The following is a 12560-nucleotide window of genomic DNA, read 5'->3' as shown; positions in this document are numbered from 1 at the left end:
TTATTTAAAAATAAATAAACACCCCCCCCAACAAAAACAATTTAAGTTTAAATATAATTTTATAAATTAATTGACGCTATTTCAATTTGCATCAATTTTATATGTTAAAAATCAATTTTTTTTCGTTACACAATGCCATTTTTATCGCACTGTTAAGACACCTTACTTAAGAAGCATCAAAATTTTATCGTGCTATTACTATCGCCCATTTTATGAAAATTTTAACAACGCATAAATCACTTTTTATTACCTTTCCGTATGATTCGTCTTTTAATTAAATGTTCCGTTTTATTATTATTTGTCGCTTTTTCCACTGTTTGGATAAATGACAAATTTTCAATGTTTTCTAGTGAAAATAAATATGATTTAAACGAACAGACGGAAAAAAATGCTGAAGAAGATAATTCGGAGAGCAAATCAAAAATATTATTTATAACTACAAATGAAAACAGTAATGGTTTTGAATGCTACTCCTTTGAAAGCAAGAAAATCAATTCTTTCGATTTATTTTATACGAAAGAGTTCGCTTTAAAAAACTATACCCCTCCGCCCGAATTGGTATAATTCCTTTGTTTACTAAAAAATATTATAACTATATGTTCCAATTTAAAAAATAGGATCATACACCTTAACTATTATACAAAAACATGAGAAATTTATTTATAGCGTTCACCTTTTTATACACCATATCATTAATTGCGCAAACACAACAAATAATTAAACATGATGGCAGCATAATGGATATACACTTTATAAAAATAGAAAATAATTTAGTGTACTTCACTTTGCCTGAAAGTTCAGAAGAAAAAACAATTAGTACCTATGCCGTGGCTGCATTGAATACAAAATCAAAAAGTGAGTCTACAATTATATCAGAAAAAATTCAATTAAGTGGAAAATCAGGTTATAAAAAAGTTATTGTATTACAAAAACATCAAACCGCGGGATTAAAAGAGTCTGGGATAATTACTAGTTTTTACGGAGGTACAAAAGGAGAATCGCCTGTATCGTTTTCAGATAATGGTGAAAAACGATTAAAACAAAATGCTGCACTCAAAGGATTTCCATTTATTGTGATTCTTTCGAACAAACCAAAAAATTTAAAAGCGGCTCTTTACACCTATTAATTAAATCATATCGTACTATGAAATCGTAGCCTGACACTTTTGTAAATAGGCATAGAGTGAATAAAAAAATCGAGGACAGAATGTGTTATAAACACAATTCCTGTTCTCGATTCCTTAATTATAATATGTACCAAATACTATTATTCAATAATCAATGATTTCATATTCATAAATTCTTTGATTCCTATTGTGCCTAATTCTCTTCCATAGCCTGATTTTTTTATTCCTCCAAAAGGAACTCTGGAATCAGACCGTACTAATGAATTTACAAATACATTTCCAGCCTCGATCCTCCTTGCCAGTCTATATGCATTTTCTCGGTCCTCAGTCCAAATTGTAGATGCCAATCCATATCTATGATTATTAGCAATGGTTATCGCATCATTTTCATCTTTAGCTCGGATAATAGTGGCTAAAGGTCCGAAAGTTTCCTCTTGAAACGCAATATTGTTTGAATCTACAAAATCGATGAGTGTTGGTTGGAAATTACAACCTTCGTGTTCGCCTCCAACTAATAACTTCGCACCTTGTTGCAATGATTTTTCCAATTGACTTGCTAATTTATCCACAAAATCCAATCGAGCAAGAGGTCCCATATTAATTCCTTGTCCTAATGGATTTCCTTGCTGCAACGTTTTTATTTTTTGGGTAAAAAGCGTTGTAAATTCGTCAGCTACTTTTTCAGTAACAATAAATCGTTTGGCGCAAATACAGGCCTGACCCGCATTTAACATTCTGGATTGAGTGGCAACTGTGGCTGCCTTTTCAAGATTTGCATCATTCAAAACTATAAAAGCATCTGAGCCACCTAATTCCATGACTGATTTTTTGAGGTGTTTTCCTGCCAATGACGCCACAGATGATCCTGCCCCTTCACTTCCGGTCAGCGTGACTCCATGCACAATATCTGACGCAATTACACCTTCGACCTGAGGAATAGTAATAGTAATTTGTTGAAAAACACCCTCAGGAAAACCAGCTTCCAAAAATGCTTTTTCAATAGCTTTGGCGCAACCTATAACATTTGACGCATGTTTTAAAAGTGTGACATTTCCCGCCATAATTGCCGGAGCTGCATACCGCAAGACTTGCCAAAAAGGATAGTTCCAAGGCATTATCGCAAAAACCGCCCCCATGGGATCATAAACTGACATACTTTTGTAAGGCGTATCATAATAGTCATCCTTCAACATTTTTTCGGCATTTTCGGCGTAAAAGTCACAGTTGTTAGCTGACTTTTCGACTTCCGAAATACTTTCCGATAGTATCTTGCCCATCTCATTTGTTATCAATAAACCTAACTCCTCTTTCTTTTCCCTAAGAATATGGGCTAGCTTTTTCATCATAACTGCTCTTTGATCAAATGAGCTTTGTTTCCAATTTTTAAATGCGCGTTCTGCAACGTGCAATTTTTGATTTAATTGCGCATCCGTCAATACTTCGTATTCCGCTATAACTACTTGAGAAAACGGATTTATAGATTTAAAAACCATGTGTTTGTAATTTAAATTATGTAAAATATAAGTTTTAGAAAAATAGGTCGCAGTCTGATATTATTTCAAACATTGACTAATTATTCACATAACCTTAGAAAGGTTTTGCTACTAATAAAATTACAGCTATTAAATGGAGGAAAAGTGTAAAAACGGAAAAAGTGTAACTAATGTTATTCTGAAAACTTCTAAAAATTATAGAAATAAGAAAAACAGCACAATTAAAAGTAGTAATTCAAGCTTAGGTATCCCCAAATTTATTTAGTAGTTCCCATAAAAACTGTATCTAACAGTTCGAATACTTTTTCTTTATCCAATGGTTTTGTGATACAATCCATAAATCCTAATTGCATCATTTTTTCTTTATCTTCAAAGGAGGAATAAGCGGTTTGGGCTATAACAGGAAGTTCCGGTTTTATTACTTTAATTTTTTCGAACGCTTGATAACCATCTAAAATAGGCATTTTTATATCCATAAAAACCATAGTAATGTTTGGGTTTTCAGTACAAATATCTACAGCTTCTTGTCCGTTTTTAGCTCTAAGAACCGTATGATTTTTTAATTCAATAATTTTCTTCAACAGTAAGAAATTAATAGAATCATCCTCGGCGACTAAAATAATTTCATTGTCATAATTCCTGTAAAAAGATTTTGCTTTTTTAAGTTTTACTGCTTGTACCGTTTGATCCAATTTTAAAGGTATCGTAAATGAAAAAACGGAACCCAATCCAATTGTAGATTCTACCTTTATAGTTCCTCCCAACATTTCGACATACGCTTTTGTAATTGACAACCCCAGCCCTAATCCAGACAATTCGACAGATCCATTGCCTTCAATTCTTCTGAACCTCTCAAAAATTACTTTTAAATAATTTTCGCTGATTCCCATACCGGAATCTTCCACCTTAAATTCTAAAAGATCTTTTTCTTTGTTTACTGAATATCCAAAAGCAACAAAACCTCTATCGGTAAATTTTAACGCATTAGTAATTAAATTAACGATAATCTGTTTCAGTTTGGTTTCATCCGTCAGAATATTTCCTTGAAGTTTATCGGGATTTTCAAGAATATAAAATTGAATCTCTTTGTCTTTAGGAATTGTAATCTTGATGGAATCGTACAACTCTGTGATACATTTTTCTACATCTAATCCTTTATAATTAGGCATAATTTGTTTTGCATCAATTTTAGACATTTCGATAAGGTCTTCGATTATTGAAACCAAGCTGCCGCCACTATTTTTTATAATTTTCAAATATTCTAATCGCTCCTTTTCTTCCAAATTTACATCATGAAGTAAATCACTGAACCCCATTATGGCATTCATGGGCGTTCTAATTTCATGGGATAAGTTAGCCAAAAAAGAGGATTTTAACGTATCGCTTTCTTCTGCTTTTTGTTTGGAAATTTCTAATTGTTTCCGCTGATTGCTGTTGTCTTCGAATAGGTTTCCAATGTATCCAAACTCTCCATCAGATTTTTTTAAACTATTTATGGAATTTACATTCCCTGTTTCCAAGATGCTTTTAATTAACTTTAATGGATTATAAACCCATCTTTTCGTGTAATAAACGTAAACGAAGATATTAATTAAGGAAACTAGAACAACAATAAAAAGAATCTCCTTAGTATTGGTATAATTTAAATTAAACGGTCGTTTAAAAAGCAATCGGGCTACAACTTCCTTTTTCCAATCTTTTAAATTTACCCCTACAATTACAAAATCATTTTCATTTGCAATTACGTAATCGCTTGTCGCTATAGTAACTTTTGAGCTGCTTATATTCCCTAAAGCATCGAAAAATGATTCGTCTAAAAGTCTAGCCATAAAAAAATAACCAGCAGGCTTTGTTTTATTCTTTTGAGGGTCATGTGAAGGATGAATTGTCGCGCCAAACACCTCTACAACACCTTCTGGGATTTTTATGTAAAATCTTTTAAGTTTAGATTTATAAAGCACTGACATCATTTCTTTTGGAATAAAGTCAAGGCTTTTAATCTTAGAGGAAGCTGTTTTATTTAGTATTTTTTGATCTAAACCATAAACACCAATGTAATCAGCAGAATAGGTTTCAAATTCGCTTACTATATATTTATCATACCATTTTTTATCTTTTGTTGTAGTAAAACGAACCAAATCATCCCAATGGGTAACATCAACAATAGTGGCTGTAGCCGTTTTAGAATTGAGTCTAAACAACGACTTCACTTCTTTATCGTATTGATTGTAAGTAATTTTGTAAAAATGACGTTCTTCTTGAACTGTGTAGAGATACAGCAAGATGTAAATTAGAAAAAAGAAAATACTTGTTGAAATTATCAACAACAGTAGTTTAACATACGTATTTAAATTAATCACTCTCTTCATGGAATAAACTCGAATCAAAAGAAACAGTGATAAAATAAACTACACGTTTTGTAAGATATATCACTTTTTTCTGTGACGCAAGGTAAGCTTTTTTATCATAAAAAAAACGCTATTGATTTAAAGCAACAGCGTTTTTTACAATAAAGGTTTATTTATCAACGGTATACTTTTGTAAAACTAATCAAGCCATGGTTACAGGTTTTTCAAAATATATAGCACTTCTATTGTCTACACTATTTTACTTATCCTAAAATATTTTCAATCTCCAATAAATCAGTTTTGGAAAAATCCAGATTTTGTAAACTGTCGATATTGTTATTTAATTGATCCACAGAACTGGCACCAATCAAAACAGAGGTAATTCGGTTGTCTTTTAATAGCCAAGCCAAAGCCATTTGTGCCAATGATTGATTTCTTTGCTGCGCAATGGCATTCAATTGAATTATTTTTTGGATTCTTTCCTCTGAAACTTCCTCTGTTCTTAAATGACCATTTGGATTAAAAGCTCTTGAATTTTCCGGAATTCCTTTCAAATATTTATCCGTTAAAAGTCCTTGTGCCAAAGGTGAAAAAGCAATACCCCCTACTCCTTTTTCTTCAAGAACGTCTAACAATCCCGCTTCTGGCTCCCGGACAAACATTGAATATTTCATTTGATGAATCAAGCAAGGTGTTCCCAATCTTTTCAAAATTTCAGTAGCTTCCCTGGTTTGTTCTGGGTTGTAGTTCGAAATGCCCGCATACAATGCTTTTCCGCTTCGGACCGCATGGTCCAAAGCCATCATGGTTTCCTCCAAAGGTGTTTCCGGATCAAAGCGATGCGAATAGAAAATATCTACATATTCCAAATTCATACGTTGCAGACTCTGGTCCAAACTCGACAGCAAATATTTTCGGGAACCCCAGTCACCATATGGGCCGTCCCACATCGTGTAACCGGCTTTAGTCGTAATTACAATTTCATCGCGCAAGTTTCCCTGGAAATTATTCTTTAGGATTTTTCCAAAATTAGTTTCTGCCGAACCCGGAATAGGACCGTAATTATTAGCCAAATCAAAATGGGTAATTCCTTTGTCAAATGCAGCTTTGACAATATTTTCTCCGTTTTTAAAACTATCCACCGAACCGAAGTTATGCCATAATCCTAACGATATTTGCGGCAGTAATAAACCGCTTTTCCCACATCTGTTGTATTTCATCTATTTGTTTTTTAAAATCAAATTCTAATTTAATTTTTAGTCAGTGGCGAAAGTTACTTAAATGCCAAATAGCACTATAAAAACACCAACCAGTTTTTTAGCTTTAAATACAAAACTCAAATAAAGTAAAAAAACCACCTTCATCAGGTGGTTTCTTCAATTCTATCCAACAATTACAAAGGGATATTCCCGTGTTTTCTATTAGGAGTAATACTTACTTTATTTTCGAGCATGCTAAAGGCTTTTATCAATTTACGTCTGGTGTCTTCGGGTAAAATTACCTCATCTACAAAACCACGTTGCGCTGCCGTATATGGATTTGCAAACAAATCGGCATATTCTGCTTCTTTTTCCAAGAGTTTAGCATCATGATCTTCGGCTTCTTTAATTTCTTTCTTGAAGATAATTTCAGAGGCCCCTTTTGCTCCCATCACTGCAATTTCGGCACTTGGCCAAGCAAAATTCATATCGGCACCGATGTGTTTCGAGTTCATCACGTCATACGCGCCACCATAGGCTTTACGTGTAATCACGGTAACTCTCGGCACGGTTGCTTCACTTAAAGCGTATAATAATTTTGCGCCGTGAACAATAATTCCGCTCCATTCTTGATCGGTTCCCGGCAAAAAGCCCGGAACATCTACCAAAACCAGCAACGGAATATTAAAACAATCGCAAAAACGGGTAAATCGAGCTGCTTTTTTTGAACTATTCACATCGAGACAACCGGCTAAAATCATCGGTTGGTTTGCTATAATTCCAATGCTTTTTCCTCCCAATCGGGCAAAACCAACCAGAATATTTTCGGCATAATTTTTATGAATTTCAAAAAACGAATCTTCATCAATAATTCCGCCAATCACCATGTGCATGTCATACGGTTTGTTTGGATTATCCGGAATAATCGTCGCTAATTTGGCCCGAACCTCGTCATTCAGTTCGTAAGGTAAATTGTGTGCTTTTTCTTTATTGCTTTGTGGCAAATAACTCAACAAGCGTTTTAAATCCTCCAAACATTCCACATCATTGGTCGACGTGCAATGCGCCACACCCGATTTAGTGGAATGTGTACTCGCACCCCCTAATTCCTCCGAAGTTACGGTTTCATTGGTTACTGTTTTTACCACATTCGGCCCTGTTACAAACATATAACTGGTATCTTCGACCATCATCGTAAAATCAGTCATTGCAGGAGAATATACCGCTCCACCGGCGCAGGGTCCCATAATTGCAGAAATCTGCGGGATTACTCCTGAAGCTTGTACGTTTCGATAAAAAATGTCCGCGTAACCACCTAAAGAACGAACACCTTCCTGAATACGCGCGCCACCAGAATCATTCAGTCCAATCATGGGTGCTCCCATTTTGACTGCCATATCCATAACTTTACAAATTTTTTCGGCATGAGTTTCGGATAATGACCCACCAAAAACAGTGAAATCCTGCGCAAAAATATACACCAATCGTCCGTTTATGGTTCCATATCCCGTAATGACACCATCCCCGTAATACAGTTCTTTTTCCATTCCAAAATCAGATGTTCGGTGCGTGACCAACATCCCGATTTCTTCAAAGGAACCTTCGTCCATCAAATAATTGACACGCTCTCTTGCGGTTAGTTTTTTATTCGAATGTTGTTTTGCAATTCTGTTTTTACCTCCACCCAAATGAGCTTCGGCAATTTTATCGTTTAGTATATTTATTTTGTCTTTCATATTTGCTTTTTTTTAACCGCCAATTCGCTAATTTTATTAAAAACCCAGTAAGAATTTAAGTTTCATTTAAAAAAAGTAGTACTTCAATTTTCTTAATTTATTAATAGTTAAAAAAATATTTTAATTTAACAAGCGTACGATTTTTTGATCTTCAAAATACTGTTTCAATGCCACTAGAGCAGCGATTTCGGCTTCTTTTGCCGCTTGATTTCTCAATACGTCGGCATTGTAATAATTCTTTACAAAATGGGTGTCAAATTTCCCGGAACGAAATGCCTCGTGTTCAAAAACAAATTTCCCAAAAGGTAAAGTTGTTTGCACACCCTCAACTTTATACGCTTCAATAGCTTTTAACATAACTTGAATCGCTTCTTCGCGGGTTTCGCCGTACGTAATTAATTTGGCCAACATTGGATCGTAATAAATAGGAATATCCATGCCTTGTTCAAAACCATTATCCACACGAATTCCTTCACCAACAGGCAATTCATACACATCCAAATGACCCACACTAGGCAAGAAATCATTTGTCGGATCTTCGGCATACACACGTAATTCCATCGCGTGTCCTTTTATTTTCAAATCTTCTTGTTTGATTGCTAATGCTTCTCCTCTTGCTACTCTGATTTGCAGTTCCACCAAGTCGGTTCCTGTAATCCATTCCGTAACTGGATGTTCCACTTGCAAACGCGTGTTCATCTCCAAGAAGTAGAAATTATTATTTTCGTCCAATAAAAATTCCACCGTTCCTGCTCCTAAATAATCACAGGATTTAGCCACCAAAACAGCTGCTTCACCCATTTTTTTGCGCAATTCCGGTGTTAAAACCGAAGAAGGCGCTTCTTCAATTACTTTTTGATGACGACGCTGTATGCTGCATTCTCTTTCAAATAAATACAACACATTGCCATGACTGTCCGCCATAACCTGAATTTCGATATGTCTTGGCGAGCCCACATATTTTTCTATAAATACCGAACCGTCGCCAAAGGCAGCAATCGCTTCACTGATGGCGCGATCCATTTGAGATTCAAAATCAGCTTCACTTTCAACCACTCGCATACCTTTTCCACCACCACCGGCAGATGCTTTAATCAGTATCGGAAAACCAATTTCCTTGGCTACGACTTTAGCTTTTTCGACATCCGTAATGGCTTGGTCAAAACCGGGAACCATTGGAATATTGTATTGCTTAACAGCCTCTTTGGCCGCTAATTTACTTCCCATGATTTTTATTGCTTTCGACTTTGGACCAATAAAAATGATGTTGTTTTTCTCCGCTTCTTCGGCAAAATCAGCATTTTCACTCAAAAATCCGTAACCCGGATGAATGGCATCTACATTTAAAGATTTCGCAACCTCTATAATTTTACTTCCTAACAAATAGGATTGACTCGAAGGGGCTTCTCCAATCCAAACGGCTTCATCAGCAAATTTTACGTGCGGTGCATTTCTGTCGGCAGTTGAATACACTGCTACGGTTTTTATGCCCATCTTCTGTGCGGTTTTCATCACCCTGATGGCGATTTCCCCTCTATTGGCAACTAATAATTTTTTCATTTTATATTTTTTAACCGCAGATTCGCTAATTTTAATGCTTTTACAATTAATTGCGTTGCAGCATTTAATATTCTATTTTTAATTAGTGAATTAATGGTGTTTTATTCGAATTCAATTAATAACTGTCCTTTATCCACGGCATCTCCCATCTGTACCGATATGGTTTTGATAACGCCATCACGCGGGGAAAGAAAACTATTTTCCATTTTCATGGCACCCAAAATAATCAGGTTGTCATTCTCTTTTACAGTTTGCCCCACCACAACACTGATTTCAAGAATCAAACCGGGCATAGGTGCTTTGATAAAATTGACTTGTTTGGTAAGTCCCGTTTCGAATCCCATTTCCTTAATCAAAATATCTAAAGAATTTGATATGGCAACGGTGTACGTGTTGTTGTTTACCTTAACAGTGTAGTTTTTTTGAAGAAAATCAGAAGTGATGATTTCCGCTTGATAAGGAGTGTTTTCATGTAATACATGGAATTTATTCGATTCCACGCTCACTGCATCCAGTTGTGAAACACTTTCTTTCTCCAAATCAAAATGAAAAGTTTCGTTTACATTAACTTTATAACCAATACTCATTTGTTTCTATTTTAGAATCGTAAAAATAAGTAAAAGAAAACGTTTTCGTAATCGAAAAACAAAAGTTTTATGCTAATTTATTATAGTTTGGTGAAATAAATTATAAGAGTAATAATCCAAAATCTCTAAGGGTTTTAATTGGTTTTGAGTACCAAAATAATTCAAAGTCTTCCAGATTTGCTTCAAAATCTGTTTTCATTTCTTGAAATGTATATATTTTAGCATTCGAAACTGAGATTTTTTGTAGTATTTCCACCAACCATTCTCCTTCCTTTTTATTCGTTTGAATACTAAAACTTTCCTTTTTATCATGAAAAGTCAAAGTCATCATTTCCCAAGAATTCCCTTTTTTAGATTTGGTGAAATGATCAACAAATGGCTTCCCGCCTAACCAAACTATTTTTGCTGTAGGTTTGACATTGAATTCATTCTCTTCCTGGAGTGCATCAAAAATAAAATCAGGTGAAATCGTAGTCTTTGGAATTTTAAATTGGAACCAATCCTGAAGTGCATATTCAAAACAGATTCCGTGCATAAAATTAAACAAGGATTTCTTAAGTCCAAAACTAAATTTATCATGGTCAATTCCTGTTGCATCCGTATAATTAATATCGTTATTGGCAAAAGTTCCAATCGCTTCGGTTTCTTTTACCACACCAAATTTTTCCGGATACAATCCTACGGGACTGTGCGCCGTCATAGCAAATTGATGCCAAAATCCTGACTGTAATACACCAACTTCAAATAATTGACGCACCATTTCAAGACTATCTACGGTTTCCTGAATGGTTTGCGTTGGATATCCGTACATCAAATAGGCATGCACCATTACGCCTGCTTCCGTGAAATTTCGGGTAACTTTTGCCACTTGATCCACCGTTACGCCTTTATCAATCAGTTTTAATAATCTATCAGAAGCGACTTCGAGTCCGCCAGAAACGGCGATACAACCTGAAGCCTTTAGAAGCAAACACAAATCTTTGGTAAAACTTTTTTCGAATCGAATGTTTGTCCACCACGTGACTGCTAATTTTCTGCGAAGAATTTCGAGTGCCAAAGCCCGCATTAAAGCTGGAGGAGCCGCTTCATCAACATAATGAAATCCATTCTCACCTGTTTGGGCAATCATTTCCTCCATTCGATCGCACAATAAATTAGCAGCAACGGGTTCGTAAATTTTGATGTAATCCAAAGAAATATCGCAAAAGGTACATTTTCCCCAATAGCAACCGTGTGCCATGGTGAGCTTATTCCAGCGTCCGTCACTCCACATGCGGTGCATGGGATTCACAATTTCGATAACCGAAATGTATTTATCCAAAAATAAATCCGAATAATCAGGTGTACCGACTTCCGATTGTTTGTAATCGTGTTTTAGGGAATTATTTTTATAAACTACATTTCCTTCTTCCAATAGAAAGGTTCTTTTATATTTCTTCTCGACTGCGCTCGAAGTGACAGCATTTATTAGTTCTTCAATTGGTGCTTCCCCATCGTCCAAAGTAATAAAATCAAAAAACTCAAACACACGAGCGTCAGAAAGCGAACGCAATTCGGTATTCGGGAAACCACCACCCATCGAAATCTTGATATTGGGATGATTCTTCTTCACCCATTGTGCCGAACGAAAAGCCGAATATAAATTCCCTGGAAACGGAACTGAAATCAAGAATAATGTAGGTTGGATGGTTTCTATTTTTTCTTTTAAAATAGAAAGAAGAACAGTATCAATATAAGTTGGTTGCTGTTGCAGGGCTTCATACAATTCGTCAAAAGAATTGGCACTTCGTCCCAAACGTTCTGCATAGCGGCTGAAACCAAAATTAGCATCAACACATTCAACAATAAAATCAGAAATATCTTCAAGATACAAAGTCGCCAAGTGTTTCGCTTTATCCTGCGTTCCCATCGTTCCAAAAGCCCAATCGAGGTCTTCCAATTGTGCAAACCGAGATGCTTCCGGCAAGAAATCTTCCTGACAAATTTGAAGTGCCAAGGTTGGATTTTTCCCTTGCAGAAAAGCAATTACGGGATCAATCGTCTTTACATATTCATCTTGCAAAGCTTGAATTCTTTGGAAGTTGGGTGTTAGCTTTTGGGTGCTAGGCGTTGCAATAGCAAAAACATTTTGCAAACCTTCTTTCGAAAACAATTTCAAAATCACTTCGATACCCAAATCTGCCTGAACGGACTCGATATTTTTGGTATTCAGAAACCCTTTGATATATGCGGTTGCCGGATACGGTGTATTCAGTTGGGTAAACGGTGGCGTGATGAGGAAAAGTTTGGTTTTCAAAAGAAATAAGTTTGGTGCAAAAATAAGGGATAATTCTATTCTTTTCACAAAAGTAAAAGGCTGCATTTTTATTTATTCTTTGGATTCAAATATAAAATAAAGTCATTTTTAGTTTTTACGTAATCTGTACTTATTTAATTACATTTACGCTTGGTTAAATTTTTATATGAGACAAAAATTACTTTTCCTTTTTTATTAACAACCCACTTTCTTA

At 35.2% G+C, this 12560-nt stretch carries 9 protein-coding genes; 2 read left to right on the top strand and 7 right to left on the bottom strand.

Annotated elements, in window-relative coordinates; all coding sequences use genetic code 11:
- Positions 1-339 precede the first annotated feature (339 nt).
- Both ACNQGJ_RS06220 and ACNQGJ_RS06215 read left to right on the top strand, forming a co-directional pair.
- Positions 340-564 carry a hypothetical protein gene (locus tag ACNQGJ_RS06220; RefSeq protein WP_417972249.1) on the top strand — a complete coding sequence of 75 codons (225 nt, stop codon included), beginning with the start codon at positions 340-342 and terminating at the stop codon, positions 562-564.
- Between the two features lie 83 nt (positions 565-647).
- Positions 648-1127 carry a hypothetical protein gene (locus ACNQGJ_RS06215; RefSeq protein ID WP_417972247.1) on the top strand — a complete coding sequence of 160 codons (480 nt, stop codon included), beginning with the start codon at positions 648-650 and terminating at the stop codon, positions 1125-1127.
- 140 nt (positions 1128-1267) lie between these two features.
- Here ACNQGJ_RS06215 and ACNQGJ_RS06210 read toward each other — a convergent pair whose 3' ends face one another.
- The 7 genes from ACNQGJ_RS06210 to ACNQGJ_RS06180 form a co-directional block, all read right to left on the bottom strand.
- A complete protein-coding gene (locus tag ACNQGJ_RS06210; protein WP_417972245.1) occupies positions 1268-2620 on the bottom strand; it encodes an NAD-dependent succinate-semialdehyde dehydrogenase in 1353 nt (450 codons plus the stop codon).
- Between the two features lie 257 nt (positions 2621-2877).
- Complete coding sequence (locus ACNQGJ_RS06205; RefSeq protein WP_417972243.1) at positions 2878-4989, bottom strand: ATP-binding protein; 2112 nt, start codon at positions 4987-4989, stop codon at positions 2878-2880.
- Positions 4990-5231: 242 nt separating this feature from the next.
- The gene (locus tag ACNQGJ_RS06200; protein ID WP_417972241.1) at positions 5232-6188 is read right to left on the bottom strand and encodes an aldo/keto reductase; all 957 of its coding nucleotides are present in this window, start codon (positions 6186-6188) and stop codon (positions 5232-5234) included.
- A 173-nt stretch (positions 6189-6361) separates the two neighbouring features.
- On the bottom strand, positions 6362-7903 hold the full coding sequence (locus ACNQGJ_RS06195) for an acyl-CoA carboxylase subunit beta (RefSeq protein ID WP_417972239.1): 1542 nt from the start codon (positions 7901-7903) through the stop codon (positions 6362-6364).
- A 120-nt stretch (positions 7904-8023) separates the two neighbouring features.
- Positions 8024-9463 (bottom strand): acetyl-CoA carboxylase biotin carboxylase subunit, encoded by a 1440-nt coding sequence (gene accC, locus ACNQGJ_RS06190; RefSeq protein ID WP_417972237.1) that lies wholly within the window; start codon positions 9461-9463, stop codon positions 8024-8026.
- A 101-nt stretch (positions 9464-9564) separates the two neighbouring features.
- On the bottom strand, positions 9565-10050 hold the full coding sequence (locus ACNQGJ_RS06185; RefSeq protein WP_417972235.1) for an acyl-CoA carboxylase biotin carboxyl carrier protein subunit: 486 nt from the start codon (positions 10048-10050) through the stop codon (positions 9565-9567).
- Between the two features lie 100 nt (positions 10051-10150).
- Positions 10151-12346, bottom strand: coding sequence for a B12-binding domain-containing radical SAM protein (locus ACNQGJ_RS06180; RefSeq protein ID WP_417972233.1), 2196 nt, complete (start codon positions 12344-12346; stop codon positions 10151-10153).
- Positions 12347-12560 lie beyond the last annotated feature (214 nt).

The organism is Flavobacterium cryophilum, assembly GCF_048286555.1.
Taxonomy (GTDB): domain Bacteria; phylum Bacteroidota; class Bacteroidia; order Flavobacteriales; family Flavobacteriaceae; genus Flavobacterium.
The sequence above is the reverse complement of the archived record's forward strand: the minus strand, read 5'-3'. Positions and strand labels throughout refer to the sequence as shown.

What these genes read in the sequence shown, in the direction of transcription:
- ACNQGJ_RS06205 (WP_417972243.1), bottom strand. Translation starts at nt 4,989, where the DNA reads ATGAAGAGAGTGATTAATTTAAATACGTATGTTAAACTACTGTTGTTG.
- ACNQGJ_RS06215 (WP_417972247.1), top strand. Translation starts at nt 648, where the DNA reads ATGAGAAATTTATTTATAGCGTTCACCTTTTTATACACCATATCATTA.
- ACNQGJ_RS06210 (WP_417972245.1), bottom strand. Translation starts at nt 2,620, where the DNA reads ATGGTTTTTAAATCTATAAATCCGTTTTCTCAAGTAGTTATAGCGGAA.
- ACNQGJ_RS06185 (WP_417972235.1), bottom strand. Translation starts at nt 10,050, where the DNA reads ATGAGTATTGGTTATAAAGTTAATGTAAACGAAACTTTTCATTTTGAT.
- ACNQGJ_RS06195 (WP_417972239.1), bottom strand. Translation starts at nt 7,903, where the DNA reads ATGAAAGACAAAATAAATATACTAAACGATAAAATTGCCGAAGCTCAT.
- accC (WP_417972237.1), bottom strand. Translation starts at nt 9,463, where the DNA reads ATGAAAAAATTATTAGTTGCCAATAGAGGGGAAATCGCCATCAGGGTG.
- ACNQGJ_RS06200 (WP_417972241.1), bottom strand. Translation starts at nt 6,188, where the DNA reads ATGAAATACAACAGATGTGGGAAAAGCGGTTTATTACTGCCGCAAATA.
- ACNQGJ_RS06220 (WP_417972249.1), top strand. Translation starts at nt 340, where the DNA reads ATGTTTTCTAGTGAAAATAAATATGATTTAAACGAACAGACGGAAAAA.